This is a genomic window from Vibrio sp. 10N.222.49.C12 (assembly GCF_041475025.1).
Taxonomy (GTDB): domain Bacteria; phylum Pseudomonadota; class Gammaproteobacteria; order Enterobacterales; family Vibrionaceae; genus Vibrio; species Vibrio crassostreae_C.
This window is the reverse complement of the sequence record NZ_JBFRVF010000036.1, coordinates 1-22,670: the sequence shown is the minus strand read 5'-3', so window position 1 is coordinate 22,670 and position 22,670 is coordinate 1. Positions and strand designations below refer to the sequence as shown.

Genomic DNA, 22,670 nt, shown 5'->3' with positions numbered 1-22,670 from the left:
TTATGCCTCCAATTCGGCATTGATTGAAAAACCTGAGATGACGTTTAGCGCCATAACAGTATTCAGATGTTGTAGTAATAAAGGATCGATTGCTGAGAGTGTTCGACCTGATTGCAATTCAGTGAGGAGTTGGTGGCTCTCTTCACTCAAACTATGGCTCTCAACCTGTGAATTCTCAGCTCGGATTAACACCCCAAATTCAGCTTGGTTGATGTCTAGCCCATCAAGTTGCTGCTGATAGATGGCGTGTTCAAGCGCGATAATCGTGTAACTAGAATGAATCAGTGTTATTGAATCTTTGAGATGAAAGACTAAAGCGCCTTGTTGCTCTTGTGGTACATCTGCAAGGCAAGAAAGAGGTCTCTGGTCGACATGTGCTTGTGACGAAAACCTTACCAAGCTATCTTTCTGCCATTCATACAAAGCCACTTCACCGAGATAAGGTGCAGCCTCAATAACGGCAGGAAAGGCTTGGATAGTCTGTTCAAAGTGTTCACCGTAACCACTGACATCACCAGAGGTCGATGGATAATGTAAGACATGTTGACGAGCCATCTGTTGGAAGCACTCTTCACCAACCAACATTTCAGTGAGTGGGTAGGTTGCTGCCAGAACTTCGCTCAAGCTGATCACAAAGTTATTACGGTAAATCTGGATGCGTTGTTCATCGGTAAAATGGTCGCTCACTATGTCGCAGTACTCACCATTGTTTTGATAGCGTAGGGCGTTAGCAAACTCCAATTGAACCTCTGCTAGGGAGTGGCTCATGAGGCGCGACTCCTTTGGTTGAACTTGTCGTGTTGATACAAGATATCACTGGCTTTGGTTGCTTCAGCCAATAAAACTTGTGGCTCTGGGATATCGAGATCCCACTCAATCAAGGTATGGCGCAAACCATGTTGTGCAACCCAGTCAGTGTAGAGTTTCCACACTTCGTCACAGACAGGTTTACTGTGTGTGTCTATCCAGATCTCACCTTGTTCAAGCTTCTTTTTGGTAAAACCTGCCAAGTGAATCTCTTCAACTTTGTCTGCTGGTATTCCGTTTAAGTACTCTTCACAACTAAAGCCATGATTAAAAGATGAAACGAAAATATTATTGAAATCGAGCAGTAGGCGACACTCAGTACGCTTTTGTACCTCAGCCAAAAACTCCCACTCAGGAATAGTAGAATGCTTGAAGGATAGGTAGCTCGATGGGTTCTCAATCAACATCGGGCGTTGCAAGCTGTCTTGAACCTCGATGACATTACGACAGAAGACTTCCAATGCTTCTTCTGTGTAAGGCAGCGGTAGCAAGTCATTGAAGTAATGACCACCTGTCTGACTCCAACTGAGATGATCAGAAACCAAGAAGGGTTCGATATCATCAATGAGCTCTTTTAATTGCACAAGATGATGTTGATTGATGCGCTCAACAGAACCTAGCGACAACCCAACACCGTGACAACTGATGTTGTGTGCGTGACGAATTTCTCTGAGTTGTTGTCGTTGCGGTGATTGAGCTAAGAAGTAGTTCTCGCTGTGAACTTCTAACCAACTTACTAAGGCTGGATTTTGGCTAAAGAAGTCCAAGTGCGGTGTTCTAAGGCCAACCCCTGCGTAGGGGTGAAGAGTTTGAGTCACAACGATTCTCCTAACAAGAAGTGGAGGTGAGCTGAATGTCAGCTCACCATACTAAGCAGCTCAATTATGATGATTGAGTGTTACCACCTGATAATTTGCCGCATAGCCCTTTAGGTACGACTACGAACGCATCGGATTGGTTGTCTTCTTTTGCTGTACCCGCACATGAGCTTGTTTTGGTTGCACAATCATTTTGGCCAGCTTTTGCCACGCCGTAGCATTTTTCTTTTGCTGCTGCTTCCGCAGGTGCTGATGTAAGAACTGCACCGCCGAACGCTAGTACACTTGTGATTGCAGCTGTAACAGCAAGATTAGAATTTTTCATAGTCATTCCCTCTAGGACTTAATAGTATTTTCATATCGCAGGTTAATGGATTGTTAACTTGCTTACTAAAAAGGATTGGAACAACCGGGAAATAATTTCACGGTATTATAAAAATTATCAATATTAATGATGTTTCATCTATTAAGTTATTGAATTAATGATGTTAATTTTTGATTGTTTTTTCTTCTTATTATCCTAAACGCAGCCTAGTGTTTAGGTTATAATCAACTTTTATGTATAAATACCCAGTAGTGAGCATATCCAATGATAGATCCTTCGCTTTTACTCGATGGCCTAAACGATAAACAACGTGAGGCGGTCGCGGCACCTTTAGAAAACCTACTTATTCTGGCAGGTGCAGGCAGTGGTAAAACGCGAGTGTTGGTGCATCGTATTGCTTGGCTGCAAAGCGTAGAGCAAGCATCACCGTTCTCTATTATGTCGGTTACCTTCACCAACAAAGCGGCAGCAGAGATGCGTGGTCGTATTGAAGAGTTGATGATGGGTAGTTCGTCAGGCATGTGGAACGGCACCTTCCACGGTATTTGTCACCGCATCCTTCGTGCTCACTACCTAGATGCAAAACTGCCAGAAGATTTCCAGATCATTGATTCTGATGATCAGATTCGTTTGCTACGCCGCTTAATCAAGGCGCAAAACCTTGATGAAAAGCAGTGGCCTGCCAAGCAAGCTTCTTGGTGGATCAATGGCAAGAAAGACGAGGGGTTACGCCCAAGTCACATTGACGCCTACCATGATCCAATAACTCAAACGTGGTTAAAGATTTATTCTGCTTACCAAGAAGCATGTGACCGTGCTGGCTTGGTCGACTTTGCTGAGATCTTGTTGAGATCGCATGAACTATTGCGCGATAAGAAACACATCCGAGAGCACTACCAAGCTCGCTTTAAGCATATCCTTGTCGACGAATTCCAAGATACCAACAACATCCAATACGCTTGGCTGCGCATGATGGCTGGCCCAGATTGTCGCGTGATGATCGTGGGTGATGACGACCAATCTATCTATGGCTGGCGTGGTGCGAAGATCGAAAATATTCAGAAATTCTTGGATGAATTCCCAGGTGCTTCGACGGTTCGACTTGAACAAAACTACCGTTCAACCAAAACCATTCTGCAGGCGTCGAACGAGCTTATCTCGAACAACACCGAGCGTATGGGTAAAGAGTTGTGGACCGATGGTAACGATGGCGAGCCAATCTCTGTGTACTCAGCATACAACGAGCTCGATGAAGCGCGTTTCACGGTCAGCAAAATCAAAGAGTGGCAGGAGAAAGGCGGCGCGCTAGAAGATACGGCAATGCTTTATCGTAATAACGCCCAGTCTCGTGTTCTTGAAGAAGCGCTTATCCAAGGTGGTCTACCTTATCGAATCTACGGCGGCATGCGATTCTTCGAGCGTCAAGAAATTAGAGACGCCTTGAGCTACATGCGCCTAATGAGCAATCGCGGTAATGATGCGGCGTTTGAGCGTGTGGTCAACACGCCAACGCGTGGCTTGGGTGATAAAACGTTAGAAACGATTCGTCTTGCAGCGCGTGATCGTGGTGCAACCATGTGGGAAGCAAGTGTTGCTTTGATAGAAGAGCAAGTGCTACCCGGTCGTGCTGCGGGTGCATTGAGTCGCTTTATCGAACTGATTAATGCGCTAGAAGACGACACGCTAGAGCTTAGCCTGCATGAGCAAACTGACCACGTGATCAAATCGTCGGGTCTGTTTGCGATGTACGAGCAAGAGAAAGGCGAGAAGTCGAAGGCACGTATTGAGAACTTGGAAGAATTAGTAACGGCAACGCGTCAGTTTGAAAAACCGGAAGAAGCGGATGAGATGAGCATGCTGACGGCGTTCTTAACGCACGCAGCGTTAGAGGCAGGTGAAGGTCAGGCTGATGAGTTTGATGACGCGGTTCAGCTCATGACTCTGCACAGTGCCAAAGGCCTAGAGTTCCCTATGGTATTCATGGTGGGTGTCGAAGAAGGCATGTTCCCAAGCCAGATGTCTGCGGAAGAAGCAGGGCGTTTAGAAGAAGAGCGTCGCCTGTGTTACGTGGGCATGACTCGTGCGATGGAGAAGCTGTACATCACTTACGCAGAGATGCGCCGCTTGTACGGGCAAGACAAGTACCACAAACCATCCCGCTTTATTCGTGAGCTACCAGAAACCTGTCTGGATGAAGTGCGTATGAAAGCGCAAGTCAGTCGCCCTGCAAGCAGTGGTCGCTTTAGTCAAACCGCTGTGAAAGAGAACTTCAATGAAACTGGTTTTAGCTTGGGTTCTCGCGTGAAGCACCCTAAGTTTGGCGAAGGCACTATCATCAACTTCGAAGGAAGTGGCCCACAGAGTCGAGTTCAAGTGGCGTTTAACGGTGAAGGGATTAAGTGGTTAGTAACGGCTTACGCGCGTTTAGAGCAGCTTTAATCTATTACTTCAGCATCTAATAACCGTTCATTATTGAAAACAAAAAGAGCAGCCAATGGCTGCTCTTTTTTATTGTGTACCGCCTTAAGCGATCACAATACATGACTGACTAGAGGGGATCTTACAGTGCTGCAAGTGCCGCTTCGTAGTTTGGTTCTTCAGTGATCTCTGCAACCAACTCGCTGTGTGTTACCACACCTTTTTCATCCACAACGACAACTGCACGCGTTGTTAGGCTTGCTAGTGGGCCTTCAGCAATCGCTACGCCGTAGTCTGATGCGAATGTAGGAGAGCGGAAAGTCGAAGCGTGTTGAACGCCTTCAATGCCTTCTAGTTCGCAGAAGCGACCCGCAGCAAATGGTAGGTCAGCAGAAATACAAACAACCACCGTGTTCTCAAGTTCTGCCGCTTTTGCGTTGAACGTACGTACGCTCGTTGCACAAGTTGCAGTGTCGATGCTTGGGAAGATGTTTAGAACCACTTTCTTGCCTGCAAGAGAAGCAAGAGTCAGTGCAGAAAGATCGCCTGCAGTAAGTGCAAAGCTTGGTGCCTGTTCGCCAGTTTGTGGGAATGTGCCAGTTAGCGGTACAGCAGCGCCTTTGAAGGTAACGTGTGACATGAATTTGTCCTTAATCTAATTATGGTTATGAAACTAGTTGAGCCTAGTAAGACTTACGTTACTCGGAAGTGGTTAAGAAGTGAATGGTTTAAATGTCAGAATTGTAATCAAAGGTCTTTGATTTATTTGTTTTAGATGAAGAAAAGGTGAGACGACAGATAAAGAAAAACCCCGAGAGCTTGCGCTCATCGGGGTCTATAGTCTTACTCGCAGCAATCCGGCTACTAAGTGTGCTCCATGCATCAAATCCATGATAGTGTGCTGTTATCCTTCAGCGTATTCCTTTCGTCGCCTTCCTAGCGGTGTCCTTGATCTTATCCTGATCTGCCAACAATCCTCGTTAGCGCGCGTCACTTGTTCCTTGAGCGGTGTCCTTTACATCATCCTGATGTTCAGTCCTTTCCTCGTCCAGAGGTGTCCATTGTCTTTCCTTAGTAGCAACCATCCTAGTTACTATTGCGTCCATTCAATGTCCATTTCGCTATCCATGCCGATTATTCATCCTGAGTAATCGAATCTTCATCCTGAAGATAACCAAGTCCTTGGCGTTTCCTGTTCCGTGTCAGCATCCTTCCGACACCATTCATATTACCGATTCCTTATTTATCAGCAATGGTGCATAAGCGAATTTCTATATAATTATTTGAATGATAAATGTACGTATTGTTTAATTTCAATCGGTTACGGTTTGTGGGTGACTAATTTCGTCATCAAATATCGATATTTACTCACTGCCTTGTGAGAGATCTCGCACAAGGCTGCGAGTAAAAAGGGAGGATTATTCCCTATTGGCCAATAGCTGCACCTTCACGGCGAGGGTCTGCAGCACCTTCTAGACCATCTTTTGTGATGCGAATAGCGTGTAAACCCGAGTTAAGATCGCGAACGTTGACCTCAAATCCCATCTTTTCTAGCTCAGGTTTGAAGTTTTCCGCTGATGTTCCTTTTTCCAAATCTAAGGTACCGAAGCGATTTAGGAAGTGTGGTTGGTTGATCGCTTGTTGGATATCCATGTCCCATTGGGTGTGAGCAATGATCGCTTGTGCCACATAACCGATGATACGGCTGCCTCCCGGAGAGCCAATTGCCATGTAAGGTTTATCGTCTTGCATGATGATGGTCGGTGCTATTGAAGAACGTGGGCGCTTACCCGGTTCAAGTCGGTTCGCGATAGGTTTGCCATCGTTATGAGTCTTGAATGAGAAGTCGGTTAGTTCGTTATTGAGTAGGAAACCTCTAACCATCAAGCGTGAGCCAAAGGCATTCTCAATAGTGGTAGTCATCGATACGACATTGCCATCACTATCGACAATGTTGAAGTGGCTGGTGGACGGCAACTCAATAGAAACATCTTGGCTTCTCTGCATCGCATGATCCCACGGTGGGGTGCCTGAAGGTGCGCTGTCTAATGCCTTACCTGCGGTAATTAACTGAGCACGCTCCTGCAAATAGTCAGTATTCACTAACCCTTGGGTTGGCATAGGCACATAATCTTGGTCTGCCATGTACATACCACGGTCTGCAAAGGCTAAGCGAGAAGCGTCTGCTAACACTTGCCAAGATTTTGCGTCGTTTGGCCCCCATGATTTGAGGTCAAACTGCTCAGTCATTGCAAGGATTTGTCCAACCGTTAACGCACCTGAACTTGGTGGCCCCATTCCGCAAATATCGTAGCTTTCATAAGCAGAACAAACCGGTTCGCGCTGCTTGATCGAATAGGCGTCGAAATCTTTCTGTGCCAATACGCCCGGGTTACCTTTCGCTGTTTGTACTGTGTTAATGATGTCGGCAGAAATCTCACCTTGGTAGAAAGCTTTAGCACCATCCTTCGAGATAGCGTGTAACGTTGCCGCGTATTCAGGGTTCTTAAGTTGCGTGCCAGCGGCTTTCGGGCTGCCATCGGCATTGAAGAAGTAGGCTTTAGTTGTCGCAAAGCGGCTCAGACGTTCTTGGTCGTTTTCGATCAAGGTGGCTAAACGTGGGCTGATAGTAAAACCTTCTTCAGCTAACTGAGCGATAGGTTTAATCAGTGATGCCCATTCGAGCTTGCCGTATTTCTGATGAGTGTCCCACAGTAATTGCACTGTGCCTGGCGTGCCAACAGAACGACCGCCAACCACGGCATCATAGAATTTAAGCGGTTGGCCGTTTTCGTCTTGGAATAGACGTGGTGTGGCATCAAGCGGCGCGGTTTCACGGCCATCGTAGGTTTTGAGTTGCTTGTCCTTGCCATCAAAATAAACAAGGAACGCGCCGCCACCAATACCTGATGACTGAGGTTCCACTAAGCCAAGCATAAGCTGCACAGCAACCATGGCGTCTATCGCGTTACCACCACGAGCAAGTACATCAGCACCGGCTTGTGTGGCAAGAGGGTTGGCCGCGGTGACCATCCAATCGTTGGCTTTAACGAGCTGTTTGGTTTCTAAACCACTACTTTGTTCGGGTGCGACGGAATCGGCAGCTTGATTTGCCCAACTGACGTGAGAGGCAAAAAGTAGGGTAGAAGTGGCGAGGGTTGTTAGTTTTGTTTTCCACTGCATGATCTTCTCCTTTTAATATGCAGAGCTAGATTGGCAGTGGAAAGATGAGATAGCCAGAGTGTTGTTAACGAATTGTAATCTTGATTCGAATTTAAGCGATTAAACCGGATAGCGACTGCCAAAGAATACTCACGCCAATAAGGCTGAATACCACGCCACATAAGCCATCGATGTATACCGTTGCTTCGCTGAGTTTCTTTTGCAATGCCTTAGTCGAAAGCATCCACGCCAGTAGTGAGAACCAAAACAGAGACAGACCAAATAGGATGAAAAGCGCAAAGCCTTTACCTGACAGAGACATGTCGGCAGGCACTAGGCTCGACATCAAGCTGATAAAGAACACCAAAGCCTTTGGGTTGAGAATATTGGTCGCAAACCCTTTCGAAAATGCCTGACGTTTATTGGTCAGAATCAGATCGTTGGAATTGACGATATCGGCATCATCATCGTGGTTCTGAATGATTTGCCAGGTTGCTTTAAGTGCACCGTAGCCTAAGTACAGCAAGTAGCTACCGCCGGCTAGTTGGATAATGGCAAATAATGTGGGTTGTTGGTGGACTAGGTAACTGATTCCCGTCAGGCTCAGCAATGAGTGCAGCAAGATCCCGCAAGATAAACCAAGCGCAATGTACAAGCCTGTCTGGCGTCCGTGACGCGTCGCATTTTGCACGACTAACGCAAAATCAGGGCCGGGGCTCATCAAAGCGATGAAGTGGATAGAGGCTAGGGTGATCAGTATGGTGACTTCGTTCATCGTCAGTTCTCAATAACGTTGCCGCTATTTTTAAATAAGTAATCGTATTGAGCGTAGCTTACCGCGATTTGAAATCGAGCAATTGTAAATTATCAACACTTAGTTGATTTGTGAGGGTGGTACGCCGAACGTGGTTTTGAAAGCCTTAGAGAAGTGTGCTTGATCATAGAAGCCTACTTGGTGCGCGACCTTGGTACCACATATCCCAGACTTAATCAGACGCATGCTCTGTTCCATACGTAAACGGCTCAGCCATGCATAAGGCGTAATGCCCATTCTGTTTTTAAAATGGCGTTGGAATTGAGTCGTGGTTAAACCACACAACTCAGACAATTGTTCTAATCGCACTGGTTGATCCAAGTTCGCCATCAAGTAGTCTTTTAGCGTATCAATCGATTGATTACCCAGTTTGATGTCACTCTTCGATCCAAATTTCGCATAACGATCGACAATCGTCGAGAACCCTTCGAAAGGTAAGCAATCTTGAGCGAGCTGGCTGATGTTTTGATGGATTAATAGGCCGTGTAAGTTACGCAATTGTGAAAATGCAGCTTGATCGGAGAGGATCAACTCAGAAAAGCCTAATGTGTGACCATTCTTCTTGGGATCGGCAAGATCTTGAAACCATTGGGGAGAAACTGCAAACACACTGACTTGATAACCCGAATCGAGTTTGGAGTGCCCATCATGCAGCTCATCCGGTGGCATGATAACAACTTGGCCAGCACCAACATTATGGCTCGTCCCTTTATAGACGAATTTCTGCTGTCCTTGGGTAATTAAACCAATGTGAAAGTCCAAATGATAGTGGCGCTGAAAAGCAAACTCTTGGTATTGAGCTTGGATCAGGCTGATATCTTCTGTTGGGGTAGAGTAATAGTGGACTTTATCCATGGTACAAAAAAGCTTGGTCAAATAGTCATCAATTCAACCAAGCTTATCTTCGTATTAAGGGATTGTCTTGTAAAAAACGATCAGTGTTACCGCTTAGCGCGTTTGTTCTTTCTGTTGTTACGCAGACCGTCAAAGCTGAATATCACCAACGCTCCCCAAATAAAGGCGAAGGTAATCGCTTTGTCACTGGTAAACGCTTCGCCATAAATCAGCACCGCTAACAAGAACATTAAGCTTGGCCCAATGTACTGGAAGAAGCCGAGGGTCGATAGCTTCAAGCGTGTTGCAGCGCCAGTAAAGCACAGCAGTGGAATGGTGGTAATAACACCAGCCGCAACCAATAATAGATTGAGTTGCATCGGGTTCATTGAGAAGTCCGAGGTTGGGCTATCAGCAATAAATAGTAGGTACGTTGCTGCGAGAGGCAACATAACCAGAGTCTCAATGAACAAACCGGTTTGCGCTTCTAAGCTCACCTTTTTACGCAGTAAGCCATAAAAACCGAAGCTAAAGGCTAGGGCAATGGCGACGATCGGCACTGAACCGAAGGCAATTAATTGGATTAATACGCCAATCGCAGCAAGAGCCACTGCAAACCATTGCAGCTTACGTAAGCGTTCGCCGAGGAAGAGCATCCCGAGCAACACGTTAATCAGTGGGTTGATGTAATACCCCAAGCTGGCATCAAGCATGTGATTGGAATTCACCGCCCAAATAAAAATAAGCCAGTTAGCGCCCACCAAAATAGACGTCGCCACCAAATAGAGCATTTTTGGTTTCGAGGTCAGGGTGTCGCGGACTTTACGCCAGCTGCGGCCAATGTGCAGTAAGAAAGCGAGTAGGAAAAAGGACCATACTACACGGTGGCTAAGGATCTCTAACGGGGATACGTCACTTAAAGATTTGAAATATATAGGGGCGATCCCCCACATGGTGTAGGCGCCGACGGCAAGCAAAACTCCCTGGCGCGTACGTTGTTGTTCTTCCTGTGTCATGCATCTTTCTCTAGCACTGAGTGCTTATTAATAAGATTTATAAGAGAGTTGGTCAGTATAGGAGCGATAACCCTTTTCACCTAACAATTTGCGGTTTAATTCGCCAGCGTTCCCCTCTACAATGTGCGACTTGCTTGCCGAAGATGCTTGCTGATTTCATACCTCGATTAGGAACCATAATGACCGCCACTCTGATTGCTGAGCAAATACCAACTCCCGCGAATGATGCGCAAACCATCTTGCAAGATGTGTTCGGCTATCAAAGCTTTCGCGATGGTCAGCAAGAGGTCATTGATTTGGCCGTTGAGGGCAAAGACAGCTTGGTGATTATGCCAACCGGTGGCGGTAAATCTCTGTGTTACCAAATCCCGGCTTTGGTTCGTGAAGGGCTGACTCTGGTTATCTCACCGCTGATTTCGTTGATGAAAGACCAGGTTGATCAGTTGAAAGCCAACGGCGTCGCGGCAGAGTGCATTAACTCGTCAATGCCGCGTGAGAATCTGATCTCGGTCTTTAATCGTATGAACTCAGGTCAGTTGAAAATGGTGTATGTCTCGCCAGAGCGCGTGTTGATGCGTGACTTTATCGAGCGTCTACAAGGCTTACCGCTTTCGATGATTGCGGTCGATGAAGCGCACTGTATCTCTCAGTGGGGACACGATTTCCGCCCTGAATATGCATCATTAGGTCAGCTTAAACAGTATTTCCCACATGTACCTTACATGGCGCTAACGGCAACTGCCGATGATGCGACGCGTAAAGATATTATCTCGCGTTTGCAGTTGGTGGATCCGCATACGCATTTAGGTAGCTTCGATCGCCCTAATATTCGTTACAACTTGGTTGAGAAGCATAAGCCCGTGTCACAGGTGGTTCGCTACCTAGAAACACAGAAAGGCAATTGCGGCATCATCTACTGTGGTAGTCGCAAGAAAGTGGAGATGGTGACCGAGAAGCTGTGCAATAACGGTATTCGCGCTGCGGGTTACCATGCTGGCATGGATACCGACGAACGTGCTTATGTTCAAGAAGCCTTCCAACGTGATGATATTCAGATCGTGGTCGCGACTGTGGCCTTCGGTATGGGCATCAACAAACCCAACGTACGTTTTGTGGTGCACTTTGATATCCCACGCAACATCGAATCTTACTATCAAGAGACAGGCCGTGCGGGTCGTGATGGCTTGCCTGCTGAAGCAATGATGTTGTTTGACCCAGCTGATATGGGTTGGCTGCGTCGCATGCTGGATGAGAAAGAAGAAGGCCCACAGAAACAAGTTGAGATGCACAAGTTGAACGCGATGAGTGCCTTTGCTGAAGCGCAAACCTGTCGTCGTCAGGTTCTATTGAACTATTTTGGCGAATATCGCGAGAAGCAATGCGGCAACTGCGATATCTGCCTCGATCCACCTAAGCATTTTGATGCGACTCAAGAAGCGCAGAAGGCATTGTCTTGTGTGTACCGTGTCAATCAGTCGTTTGGTATGGGCTACGTGGTGGAAGTGATGCGTGGCATGCAGAACATCCGTGTCCGTGATAATGGCCACGATAAACTGTCTACCTACGGCATTGGCCGCGACCATAGCCACGATTACTGGATAAGTATCTTCCGTCAGTTGATTCACAAAGGCTTGCTGTTCCAGAACATTACTCGTAACTCGACATTACAGTTAACAGAAGAAGCCCGTCCGTTACTGCGCGGAGAGATGTCTTTGGAGCTGGCTGTACCTCGTTTAGATACCGCGGTGCGTAATGCTAAGTCCGATAAGTTAAGCAGCAAGAATTACGATAAGAAGCTGTTTGCGAAACTGCGTAAGCTGCGTAAGTCGATTGCTGATGAAGATGGCTTGCCACCATATGTGGTATTCAGTGACGCGACCTTGATTGATATGGCTGAAATACTACCTACTTCATACGGAGAAATGCTGGCAGTCAACGGTGTCGGTCAACGTAAACTCGATAAGTACGCAGACCCATTCCTAGATCTGATTCAAGAACACATCACCACACACGGCTAGTTTGCGAGAAACGTCTAACTAATAGAAAAAGAATAAGGTTGATAGGGACATGACAACACAAACAGAATTTGGCTTAAGAGAGTATTTAGCTGAGGAAGGGCGTTTATTGATTACGTCTCCAAGTTTTGATTTTGATTCTTATGAAGTGTTAGGTGAAAAGCTGGTGGCGTTGTTGTCAGCGTCAGTTGTTGAAAAGCAATGGGACGCCGATATGCATTCTTGGTTGATTGATTTTGAAGATTGCCGAATGTTCTTAAAGTCCGAACATTACAGTGAATCAATTTGGTTTGAGTCGTTAAACGCTGAAGAAAGCCGAGAAGAGTTTGATTATCTCGCGACGCTTTTCAAGCGCGGTTTTTAACTTTTGGCATCTCTTCTAAAACACAGCTTCTAGCGCTATTCACCAATAAAAGTGAGGATAAACGTTTGCGTTTGTTCTCACCATTGCAGCCAATATTGATTAATGTATAATCGCCCGCCGCTCGATAGAGCAAATTTTAGAAACATTTTAAATTCACATTATTGGTAAGAGCTTTCTTGGATTATTCGAAGAAATGACTCGATTTGGGTTCCCTCACCCCCAAACCAAACTAAAAAGGTACAGCATGAGTAACTTTACCCCTGCGCAACAGCGCAAAGCCTTAGCACTATTAGTTTTGTTCCATTTGGTGATTATTGCGTCAAGCAACTATCTGGTTCAGCTACCTTTTACCGTCTTCGGTATGCACACCACTTGGGGTGCTTTCACTTTCCCGTTTATCTTCCTAGCGACCGATCTGACCGTACGCATTTTTGGCGCGCAGCTTGCCCGTAAAATCATTTTCTTAGTGATGCTACCAGCGCTGGCCGTTTCTTATTTCTTGTCAGTGGTGTTCTTTGAAGGTTCATTCCAAGGCTTTAGCCAACTAGGTGAGTTCAACTTGTTTGTTGCACGTATCGCCGCGGCGAGCTTCATGGCTTATTTACTGGGTCAGATCTTGGATGTGCATGTTTTCAACCGCCTACGTCAGCTTAAACAGTGGTGGGTTGCCCCAACGTGTTCAACGTTATTCGGTAATGCTATTGATACCATCGCTTTCTTTGCGATTGCTTTCTACCAAAGCCCAGATCCATTCATGGCCGAGCATTGGACTGAGATTGCCTTAGTCGATTACGGATTCAAACTTATCATCAGCCTAGGCTTGTTCGTGCCTATGTACGGTGTGCTTCTTAACTACATTGTTAGAAAGCTAACCGCAGTGAACCCTGACTTTAAAGCGACAGGCGTGAACGCTTAAGTTTGAGATTTGTAACACAAAGCATTAATGCAGCGATAAGAAAAAGCCCAAGTTAGTCTACTAACTTGGGCTTTTTTAATTTCTAGCGTCAGATACTAATATCAGAGGCATTTAATATTCAATGGCCAGCCAATATCGGTTTGTCTATTCGACTCGAGCTCTAGCTCTGCAGCGGTCAGCGGATTGTCAGCTAACCATTGCTTAGAAAGCGTTAGGGTTAGATTGTTGTCATTCGTCGTCAGTTTGAACTCAGGCTCTAGCGCTGGGTTACGACGGTGAGTTAACAAAATAGCCAAACGCAGAATACGTAAAATACGCTTGCTGCTGGTGCCTGAGATAGCGTGTTGCTCTGGTAATGAGGTTAACTGTTCACGGTAGCGACGAGTTAACTCACCCAAGTAGTGCTTTTGCGCTCGAGTAAAGCCAGGTAGGTCTAAGTTTTGCAGCAGATAAGCGCTGTGCTCACCGCCTTTTTTGAAATCGATGGTTAAACCAATCTCGTGAAGCTTAGCTGCCGTTTGCAATAGCACACCAGCTTGAGGTTCTGAAACCCACGCTTCGGCGCCCGCTTGGTCTAGCAGCGTTTGTGCGACTACTGCTACTTGTTCACCGTAGCTTACGTCCATTTGGTAGCGTGATTGAACACTCTTAATGGTACGCGCTCGGATATCTTCTTGGCGTAGCTCATCAACCATCTCGTAGGCTAGGCCTTCACGGAGTGCGCCGCCTGCGAGTGTCATTGAATCTATTTCAAGCAGCTCAAAAATAGCAATAAGAATAGAAAGGCCACTCGGGAACACTAATGCGCGTTCAAGGGTAAGTCCTTCGATTTCTAGCTCTTCCAAGCGCTCAGTAATCATCGCTTGTTTCTGTAGACGCTTAAGTTTGGCATGAGTAATCACTTCATCCATGCCTTGCGCCAACATGATCTCTTGCAGTGCTTGAACGGTACCGCTGGCGCCCACACACACATCCCATCCGATATCAGTGTAGCTATCTAGGATAGGAGCCAACGTCGACTTCGCCGCTTCAATGGCGTTGTTAAAGTTGGTAGCGGTTAATTGGCGGTTTTTAAAGTGGCGCTCAAGCCAAGTAACACAGCCCATCTTTAGGCTGGTTAGGGCTTTCGCTGAGAAGCCTTCACCAATGATCATCTCGGTGCTTGCGCCACCAATATCAACAACCAGTCGGCGGCCGCTGCCACCAGAAGTGTGTGCTACGCCTTTATAGATAGTCGCAGCTTCTTCTTCTCCGGAGATAACATTGATGTCGTAACCAAGGATCTGGTTCGCTTTCTCTAGAAATATATCCACATTGATAGCAGTACGTAGGGTCGCTGTACCGACAATGCGGATATTTTCTTTCGGAATATCTTGCAGTCGCTCTGCAAAGAGACTCAAACAGTCCCAACCGCGCTGCATGGCTTCTGTACTAAGCGCATTATTTTCATCTAAGCCTGCAGCTAAACGCACTTTGCGCTTAATTTTAGCCATGGTTTGTACGCTGCCATCGATATGACGCACAACGAGCATATGAAAACTGTTCGACCCGAGGTCGATTGCAGCGTAAAGCGGGGGTGACACTGTTTGACTCATAAGCGACTAAGCTTCCTTGTTATGACGCGGTTGGCGTGGGCGACGGTTCTGGTTTGGTTTACGGTTCCCGTTGCGTGGGCCATTGTTGTTTGAGCGGCGTTGTTGCGGGTTACGTGTACGTAAGCGCAATGGTGCTGGTAGATCTTCTAGCAGTGCAGAAGCATCGTAGTCAGACACAGGGATCGCGTGCTCAATGTATTCTTCGATTGGTGGCAAGTTGATTGCGTAATCTTCACAAGCAAAGCTGATCGAGTGACCACTTGCACCAGCACGACCTGTACGGCCGATACGGTGAACGTAATCTTCACAGTCATCAGGTAGGTCGAAGTTGAATACGTGTGTTACTTGAGGAATGTGTAGACCACGTGCTGCAACGTCGGTTGCGACAAGCAGGTCAACATCACCTTTAGTGAATTGCTCAAGAATCTTTTCACGTTTCTTCTGAGGAACATCGCCAGTTAGCAGGCCAACACGGTGACCATCTGCAGCTAGGTGACCCCAAACAGACTCACATTTGTGCTTAGTGTTAGCGAAGATGATAGCGCGCTCTGGCCACTCTTCTTCAACTAGAGTCTGCAGCAGTGCCATTTTGTGTTCGTTTGATGGGTAGAACAGCTCTTCCTGAATGCGGTGACCTGTTTTACGCTCTGGCTCAACAACAACATGCTCTGGGTTGTGCATGTGTTCGAACGCTAGCTCTTGTACGCGGTAAGACAATGTCGCAGAGAACAGCATGTTCAGGCGATCTTTTGGCTCAGGCATACGGCGGAACAAGAAGCGGATGTCTTTGATGAAACCAAGATCGAACATGCGATCAGCTTCGTCAAGAACAACAGCTTGAATGTGGTTAAGGTTAAATACCTTCTGCTTGTAGAAATCGATGATGCGGCCAGTCGTACCAATTAAGATATCTGCGCCTTCTTCGATTTTACCTAGTTGCTTGTCGTAGCTTTCGCCACCGTAAGCAAGTGCTGCCTTGATACCTGTGCTTTCAACCAGAGAGTCAGCATCGTTGTAGATCTGAATCGCGAGTTCACGCGTTGGTGCCATAATAATCGCACGTGGCTGGTTAGGCTTACGCCCTTCATGCTCAGATGTTTTTAGCAGGTGGTTAAAAGTAGCAGTAAGAAACGCAAGCGTTTTACCAGTACCCGTTTGGGCCTGGCCTGCAATGTCTTGGCCGGTGAGCAGTACCGGGAGCGCCAAGGCTTGGATAGGGGTACAATAATCGAACCCTTTTTTCTCCAATCCTTCAATGACTTGCGGAAGTAAATCCAAGTCGGCGAACTTTTGCTCTGTGATATGCGTCTTTTTCATTGCTATAGAATATCAGCTTAAGCTTGCAATACGAAAGTAAATACATTCCAATAGGGCATCTATTTACTGGTTATCATCCAACCAGTTCTAAAAAATACATTGGAGTGGAAGATGAGTGATAAGATTTTGCAGCTAACTGATGACGGTTTTGATAACGATGTAATCAATGCTGCAGGCCCTGTTCTTGTTGATTTTTGGGCAGAATGGTGTGGTCCATGTAAAATGATTGCGCCGATTCTTGATGAAATCGCAGACGAGTACGAAGGCAAGCTCACAATCGGTAAATTAAATATCGACCAAAATGCTGGTACTCCACCAAAGTTTGGTATTCGCGGTATTCCAACGCTACTTCTTTTCAAAGATGGTGGCGTAGCAGCGACTAAAGTTGGTGCATTATCTAAAACTCAACTTAAAGAGTTCTTAGACGCTAACCTTTAATCAGGTCAGCATTTGAAAAGAAACCGTGCAGTTAACAAATGCGCGGTTTTGTTTTTTTCTAAGCTATGGACTAGTCTTAGTTTTAGTGCTAATTTATCGCACGTTAATTGAACGAATTTCTCTTCTTGGTCGATCCTGTGACCAAATCCTTCTTAACTTAAGAAAACAGATCCTATTTTGACTAAACAAACTTCCACCACTATGAATCTTACTGAACTGAAGAACAGACCTGTGTCTGAGCTTGTTAAACTTAGCGAAAGCTTAGGTCTTGAAAATCAAGCTCGCCTAAGAAAACAAGACATTATCTTCTCCATCCTTAAAGCGCATGCAAAAAGTGGTGAAGACATCTTTGGTGATGGTGTTCTAGAAATTCTTCAAGACGGTTTTGGTTTCCTACGTAGCGCCGACAGTTCATACCTGGCTGGCCCAGATGATATCTACGTATCACCAAGCCAAATTCGTCGTTTTAACCTACGTACAGGTGACTCTATTGGCGGTAAAATCCGTCCACCTAAAGACGGTGAGCGTTACTTTGCACTGCTTAAAGTAAACACGGTTAACTACGACAAGCCAGACAACGCACGTAACAAGATTCTTTTCGAAAACCTTACTCCTCTTCACGCTAACGAACGTATGGTGATGGAAGCGGGTAATGGTGCGACTGAAGATATTACGGCTCGTATTCTTGACCTTGCATCTCCAATTGGTAAAGGTCAGCGTGGTCTGATTGTTGCTCCGCCTAAAGCGGGTAAGACAATGCTTCTGCAAAACATTGCTCAAAGCATTGCTCGTAACCATCCTGAGTGTGAACTAATGGTTCTACTTATCGATGAGCGTCCAGAAGAAGTAACAGAAATGCAGCGTCTAGTTAAAGGCGAAGTAGTTGCTTCAACATTCGATGAGCCAGCATCTCGCCACGTACAAGTTGCAGAAATGGTTATCGAGAAAGCGAAGCGCCTTGTTGAACACAAGAAAGATGTAGTTATCCTACTGGATTCTATTACTCGTCTAGCTCGTGCTTACAACACTGTGATTCCTTCATCAGGTAAAGTTCTTACTGGTGGTGTTGATGCGAATGCTCTACATCGTCCAAAGCGTTTCTTCGGTGCGGCACGTAACGTAGAAGAAGGCGGTAGCTTAACGATCATCGCAACAGCACTGGTTGATACTGGTTCTAAGATGGATGAAGTTATCTACGAAGAATTCAAAGGTACAGGTAACATGGAACTGCACCTTAACCGTAAGATTGCTGAAAAACGCGTATTCCCAGCGATTGATTTCAACCGCTCTGGTACTCGTCGTGAAGAGCTTCTTACCAAGAACGATGAACTACAGAAGATGTGGATCCTGCGTAAGATTGTTCACCCAATGGGCGAAATCGACGCAATGGAATTCCTTATCGACAAGCTAGCAATGACGAAAACGAACGATGAGTTCTTTGACGCAATGCGTCGTCAGTAATATTGATTAGCTGATCGTATTTAATAAGCGCTGCCCTCGGGTGGCGCTTTTTATTTGCATTTTGTAGCGCCAGCTTGCAGAATGAGCAAAAGTGTTACAAGGACGTTAAAATGCAACATGGACTGTTGTCATCATTACTCCTGTCTACTTCACTGTTATTTTCACCGGTTGGTATGAGCTATGCCACCGAGATGTCTCCACTTACAGTAGAGTCTTGGCTTGAGAATGATCAAGTAAAACTGAAAACTGCTGAACTACTCGAGCTTGTCGTACGTGACGAAGTCAATTCGCTACGCTTTGCGCTTGAGCGCCTGACATTTCCCCAGCAAGAGGTGGCTCGTTACCAACTCTTGAAGAAGCTTGAACAGCAAAAAATCGTACTCACACCCAAGATGTCTATCTTCATCGAGCAGCAACTTGCTATCACGCCCACTTATCAAGTCTTAGAACGTGGCGATGGCTATGAGTTTACGGTACCTGCCTTTAATTACCCTTCAATTGCTAATCGCCTTATTAAACAATGGCGTCAAGATCAGAAGACATTGGTATTTGTGCTAGATGCAGAGAAACAGGAACTCGACCTAAAAGAGTGGTTATCTGGATCTGAACATCAAGTTCAAACGCGAGAAGCGTTGCTCATTAGAGAGCTAGACAGTTTGTCTCCTGAAGCGGTTGATTACCTAACTAAGCAACTCACCGCATCTTCTATTGTTAGTTGGTTACCTTCTACTGAGGTGGTGGTTCGATTAGCGCAAGTGAGCGAAGACCCAGAGGTTTACAAAATTCTATGGCGAATGAAGGCCGATTATCATAGCCAAGCTGAGCTAGTTCGCCTTGCTGAAACCAAACAAACGTTCGCGCTTGAACAGGTGATGGCAGCGACTAAGAACCCGCGTTTGAAAGATGAAGCGATTACTTTGCTTACCAAAGTTAACCCGTTATCAGAAGAGGTGAAGCTGTTCCTTGTCTCTAGGATGGCGATTGCTGATGAAGCACCATTAGTTGCGCGTGAACTCGCCAAACAAGGTCATACGCGATGGTTGCAAGATCTCGTCAATGATAACCCTCAGGTGAAGAGTTCTTTGATCGAGCAAGCATTACCGTAAAGTGGATTTTGCCTCTCAATAACCACACTAAAAAGGGGGACCTCAGCGTCACCCTTTTTGATATACTGAGCGCAGAATAATCAGCATGTAGAAGTCCTATGAATTTTAAAGATTTACGTGATTTTATCGACCATCTTGAAAGTATTGGTCAGTTGAAACGCATTTCTCACCCAGTCGATCCAGACTACGAAATGACCGAGATTAGCGACCGTACTCTACGTGCTGGTGGCCCGGCTCTTTTGTTTGAAAATCCAGTAGGCTATGACATGCCCGTTTTGACCAATCTATTTGGTACACCTAATCGGGTTGCTATTGGTATGGGACGTCAAGAAGTCAAAGAACTGCGTGAAGTGGGCAAGTTGCTTGCTTACCTAAAAGAACCTGAGCCACCAAAAGGCTTTAAAGACGCTCTTGATAAACTACCTGTGTTTAAGCAAGTCTTAAACATGCCAGCTAAACGCCTTCGCAAAGCGGCTTGCCAACAAGTGGTATGGCAAGGCGATGACGTCGACCTAGATAAAATCCCTGTGATGAGCTGTTGGGCTGATGATGTCGCGCCATTGCTAACATGGGGTTTAACGGTTACTCGTGGTCCAAACAAGAAACGCCAAAACTTAGGTATCTATCGTCAGCAGAAGATCGGCAAGAATAAAATCATCATGCGTTGGTTAGCCCACCGTGGTGGAGCATTGGATCTGCGTGATTGGATGGAAACTAACCCTGGGAAACCATTCCCAGTATCGGTAGCGTTTGGTGCTGATCCTGCCACCATTCTTGGTGCGGTTACGCCAGTGCCGGATAGTTTATCTGAGTACGCGTTTGCAGGCTTACTACGTGGTAGTAAAACTGAGGTCGTTAAATCAATCAGCAACGACTTAGAAGTTCCCGCAAGTGCAGAAATCGTGATGGAAGGTTACATCGACCCGAATGAATTCGCAGATGAAGGGCCTTACGGAGATCATACTGGTTACTACAACGAGAAAGAAAAGCACCATGTGTTTACTATTACTCATGTAACCATGCGCGAGAACCCTATCTATCACAGCACCTATACTGGCCGTCCACCTGATGAGCCAGCGGTATTGGGTGTTGCGCTAAATGAAGTGTTTGTGCCTATTCTTCAAAAGCAGTTCCCAGAGATTGAAGATTTCTATCTACCGCCTGAAGGTTGTTCGTACCGAATGGCAGTCGTGACCATGAAGAAGCAATACCCAGGTCACGCTAAGCGAGTGATGATGGGTGTATGGTCTTTCTTACGCCAATTCATGTACACCAAATTTGTATTGGTGTGTGATGAAGATGTGAATGCACGTGATTGGTCTCAAGTAACCGCAGCGATGTGCGAACATATGGATCCGTCACGCGATAGCCTGATGATAGAGAACACGCCGATCGATTCATTGGATTTTGCCTCACCCGTGGTTGGGTTAGGTTCTAAGATGGGTCTAGATATTACTAAGAAGTGGGACGCAGAGTTAGCGTTATCGCCAGATGTCCAAACAGCACCTGTAAATAGTGAACATATTGAGGGTAGCTTGGCTGAGTTAACCAAGGTTCATCCTGAAATTATTGATGTTCACCTGCAAAACGACAATGCCAGCATGGTTGTGGTGTCTATTGATAAGCAAGCTGCCGGTAATGGTAAGAAAATCATGGAAGCGGTTTGGTCTCAATTTGATGAGAACAAGTTTGTTATCGTGTGTGATGGCGATGTCAATGTGAGTGATTGGAATGACATCATTTGGGCTGTAACGACAAGAATGGATCCGGCGAGAGATACGTTATTCCTGCAGAACGAAACTGGACACTCAAAAATGGGTCTCGATGCGACCAATAAGTGGGAAGGTGAATGCCTGCGTGAGTGGGGTGTACCAATCACAAAAGATCCTGATGTTGTGAAAAAGATTGATAGCATCTGGGAACAGCTAGGAATTTCATGAGCTACCAAGTAGTCTTATACCCAGAAAACATCAGTTTCACAGTAGAAAAAGGGCAAACGGTCTTGGATGCTGCGCTCAACAGCGATATCTATTTCCCAAACCGTTGCCAAGTTGGCGCATGCGCAATGTGTATGTGCAAAAAATTAGAAGGGCAAGTGAGTTACCACCTTGAACCCATGCTCACAGAGAAAGAGCAGCAACAAGGCTGGATTTTTGCTTGCCAAGCATTTGCAGAAAGTAATTTAGTTCTAACCTTTGCCGATTAAGGGTTAGTAAGAGGAAGAACATGACTATTAAATGTAAAGTGAAGTCTATCGAGCCTTTGGCTTGTAATACTTACCAAATCCTACTTCACCCAGAAACACCGGTCGCTTTTAAAGCGGGCCAGTACCTGATGGTTGAAATGGGCGAGAAAGATAAGCGCCCATTCTCTATCGCAAGTAGCCCTTGCCGCCACGAAGGTGAGCTTGAGCTGCACATTGGTGCTGCCGAGCACAACGCTTACGCACTAGAAGTGGTTGAAGCGATGAAGAAGGCACAAGCTGAAGATAGCGATATTGCGATTGATGCTCCACACGGAGATGCTTGGATCAAAGAAGAAAGCGATCGCCCTCTATTACTTATTGCTGGTGGCACGGGTTTCAGCTACGTGCGCTCTATTCTTGATCACTGCATCGCGCAAAATAGCTCGAAAGAGATCTACCTATACTGGGGCGCAAAAGATGAGTGCCAGTTATATGCTAAAGAAGAGTTGGTTGGCATTGCAGAAAAGCATAGCAATGTGCACTTTGTACCGGTAGTAGAAGAAGCACCGGAAGTTTGGCATGGCCAAACAGGTAATGTGCTTGAGGCTGTTATGCAAAGTTTCGAATCATTAGCTGATTTCGATATCTATATTGCAGGTCGTTTTGAAATGGCGGGCGCTGCAAGAGACCTATTTACTCAGAATAAAGAAGCAAAGCGTGACCATATGTACGCTGATGCTTACACATTTATCTAACAATACCCTTAGATTTTGAGCAAAAAGAGAGCAGAAATGCTCTCTTTTTTACGTTTAGGTGAACTATTAGGCAGTTAACCCCTATTTATTCATTTTTCATGAAAAAGTAGTTGCTAAGCTGAGAGGGTTCCCTATAATGCGACACCACTGAGACGGCAGACGCCACAAGGCTTCAGCAAGAATCAGTAAGACGGAAAGCGACAAAAAATTAATTTTCAAAAAGTGTTTGACACTGAATGTTAATTCGCTAGAATGGCCGTCCACTTCGAGAGGCTCCTTACTTAAAAGGAACGCTTAAGAAGCTAAGCTCTTTAACAATTTAAA

At 45.9% G+C, this 22,670-nt stretch carries 20 protein-coding genes; 10 read left to right on the top strand and 10 right to left on the bottom strand.

Annotated features, from left to right (window positions below):
• The 3 genes from AB4583_RS12830 to AB4583_RS12820 all read right to left on the bottom strand — a co-directional run bounded on the left by AB4583_RS12830 (position 1) and on the right by AB4583_RS12820 (position 1,950).
• Entirely contained in the window at positions 1–768 is a 768-nt protein-coding gene (locus tag AB4583_RS12830) for a DNA-binding domain-containing protein (protein WP_017061323.1), read from the bottom strand.
• Positions 765–1,625, bottom strand: coding sequence for a DUF692 domain-containing protein (locus AB4583_RS12825; protein ID WP_017061324.1), 861 nt, complete (start codon positions 1,623–1,625; stop codon positions 765–767). Before AB4583_RS12825 ends, AB4583_RS12830 begins: the two co-directional genes overlap by 4 nt.
• A 64-nt stretch (positions 1,626–1,689) precedes the next feature.
• A complete protein-coding gene (locus AB4583_RS12820; RefSeq protein ID WP_004736650.1) occupies positions 1,690–1,950 on the bottom strand; it encodes a DUF2282 domain-containing protein in 261 nt (86 codons plus the stop codon).
• 264 nt (positions 1,951–2,214) lie between these two features.
• Between AB4583_RS12820 and uvrD the strand changes: the two genes are divergently transcribed.
• Complete coding sequence (gene uvrD / locus AB4583_RS12815) at positions 2,215–4,389, top strand: DNA helicase II (protein ID WP_017069607.1); 2,175 nt, start codon at positions 2,215–2,217, stop codon at positions 4,387–4,389.
• A gap of 121 nt (positions 4,390–4,510) precedes the next feature.
• Here the strand turns inward: uvrD and tpx are convergent, their stop codons facing one another.
• The 5 genes from tpx to rarD all read right to left on the bottom strand — a co-directional run bounded on the left by tpx (position 4,511) and on the right by rarD (position 10,194).
• Positions 4,511–5,008, bottom strand: coding sequence for a thiol peroxidase (tpx, locus tag AB4583_RS12810; RefSeq protein ID WP_017069608.1), 498 nt, complete (start codon positions 5,006–5,008; stop codon positions 4,511–4,513).
• A 785-nt stretch (positions 5,009–5,793) separates the two neighbouring features.
• Positions 5,794–7,551, bottom strand: coding sequence for a gamma-glutamyltransferase (gene ggt, locus AB4583_RS12805; protein WP_372117572.1), 1,758 nt, complete (start codon positions 7,549–7,551; stop codon positions 5,794–5,796).
• Positions 7,552–7,642: 91 nt separating this feature from the next.
• The gene (locus tag AB4583_RS12800; RefSeq protein ID WP_372117569.1) at positions 7,643–8,305 is read right to left on the bottom strand and encodes a LysE family translocator; all 663 of its coding nucleotides are present in this window, start codon (positions 8,303–8,305) and stop codon (positions 7,643–7,645) included.
• Positions 8,306–8,404: 99 nt separating this feature from the next.
• The gene (locus tag AB4583_RS12795; protein WP_017077762.1) at positions 8,405–9,199 is read right to left on the bottom strand and encodes an AraC family transcriptional regulator; all 795 of its coding nucleotides are present in this window, start codon (positions 9,197–9,199) and stop codon (positions 8,405–8,407) included.
• A gap of 86 nt (positions 9,200–9,285) precedes the next feature.
• Complete coding sequence (gene rarD, locus AB4583_RS12790; protein ID WP_017090715.1) at positions 9,286–10,194, bottom strand: EamA family transporter RarD; 909 nt, start codon at positions 10,192–10,194, stop codon at positions 9,286–9,288.
• Positions 10,195–10,373: 179 nt separating this feature from the next.
• Here rarD and recQ point away from each other — a divergent pair, with 179 nt between their 5' ends.
• From recQ to AB4583_RS12775, 3 genes are all read left to right on the top strand, one after another.
• The gene (recQ, locus tag AB4583_RS12785) at positions 10,374–12,212 is read left to right on the top strand and encodes an ATP-dependent DNA helicase RecQ (protein ID WP_065606632.1); all 1,839 of its coding nucleotides are present in this window, start codon (positions 10,374–10,376) and stop codon (positions 12,210–12,212) included.
• A 49-nt stretch (positions 12,213–12,261) separates the two neighbouring features.
• Positions 12,262–12,573: a DUF3630 family protein gene (locus AB4583_RS12780; RefSeq protein ID WP_017061332.1), complete on the top strand. Its 312-nt coding sequence runs from the start codon at positions 12,262–12,264 to the stop codon at positions 12,571–12,573.
• 244 nt (positions 12,574–12,817) lie between these two features.
• Positions 12,818–13,489 carry a 7-cyano-7-deazaguanine/7-aminomethyl-7-deazaguanine transporter gene (locus tag AB4583_RS12775; protein WP_017061333.1) on the top strand — a complete coding sequence of 224 codons (672 nt, stop codon included), beginning with the start codon at positions 12,818–12,820 and terminating at the stop codon, positions 13,487–13,489.
• A gap of 101 nt (positions 13,490–13,590) precedes the next feature.
• On the opposite strand, the gene gppA is transcribed toward AB4583_RS12775, so the two are convergent.
• Both gppA and rhlB read right to left on the bottom strand, forming a co-directional pair.
• Positions 13,591–15,084 carry a guanosine-5'-triphosphate,3'-diphosphate diphosphatase gene (gene gppA / locus AB4583_RS12770; RefSeq protein WP_017059247.1) on the bottom strand — a complete coding sequence of 498 codons (1,494 nt, stop codon included), beginning with the start codon at positions 15,082–15,084 and terminating at the stop codon, positions 13,591–13,593.
• A gap of 6 nt (positions 15,085–15,090) precedes the next feature.
• Positions 15,091–16,401, bottom strand: coding sequence for an ATP-dependent RNA helicase RhlB (gene rhlB / locus AB4583_RS12765; RefSeq protein WP_017062979.1), 1,311 nt, complete (start codon positions 16,399–16,401; stop codon positions 15,091–15,093).
• Between the two features lie 111 nt (positions 16,402–16,512).
• Here rhlB and trxA point away from each other — a divergent pair, with 111 nt between their 5' ends.
• The 6 genes from trxA to fre all read left to right on the top strand — a co-directional run bounded on the left by trxA (position 16,513) and on the right by fre (position 22,346).
• Positions 16,513–16,839, top strand: coding sequence for a thioredoxin TrxA (trxA, locus tag AB4583_RS12760; protein ID WP_010440700.1), 327 nt, complete (start codon positions 16,513–16,515; stop codon positions 16,837–16,839).
• 201 nt (positions 16,840–17,040) lie between these two features.
• A complete protein-coding gene (rho, locus tag AB4583_RS12755) occupies positions 17,041–18,300 on the top strand; it encodes a transcription termination factor Rho (protein ID WP_017062978.1) in 1,260 nt (419 codons plus the stop codon).
• 110 nt (positions 18,301–18,410) lie between these two features.
• A complete protein-coding gene (locus tag AB4583_RS12750) occupies positions 18,411–19,406 on the top strand; it encodes a hypothetical protein (RefSeq protein ID WP_017059249.1) in 996 nt (331 codons plus the stop codon).
• 98 nt (positions 19,407–19,504) lie between these two features.
• Positions 19,505–21,346 carry a 4-hydroxy-3-polyprenylbenzoate decarboxylase gene (ubiD, locus tag AB4583_RS12745; RefSeq protein ID WP_372117566.1) on the top strand — a complete coding sequence of 614 codons (1,842 nt, stop codon included), beginning with the start codon at positions 19,505–19,507 and terminating at the stop codon, positions 21,344–21,346.
• Entirely contained in the window at positions 21,343–21,612 is a 270-nt protein-coding gene (locus tag AB4583_RS12740) for a 2Fe-2S iron-sulfur cluster-binding protein (RefSeq protein WP_008224727.1), read from the top strand. The genes ubiD and AB4583_RS12740 overlap by 4 nt, the downstream gene beginning before the upstream one ends.
• A 20-nt stretch (positions 21,613–21,632) precedes the next feature.
• The gene (fre, locus tag AB4583_RS12735; RefSeq protein ID WP_372117563.1) at positions 21,633–22,346 is read left to right on the top strand and encodes an NAD(P)H-flavin reductase; all 714 of its coding nucleotides are present in this window, start codon (positions 21,633–21,635) and stop codon (positions 22,344–22,346) included.
• Positions 22,347–22,670 lie beyond the last annotated feature (324 nt).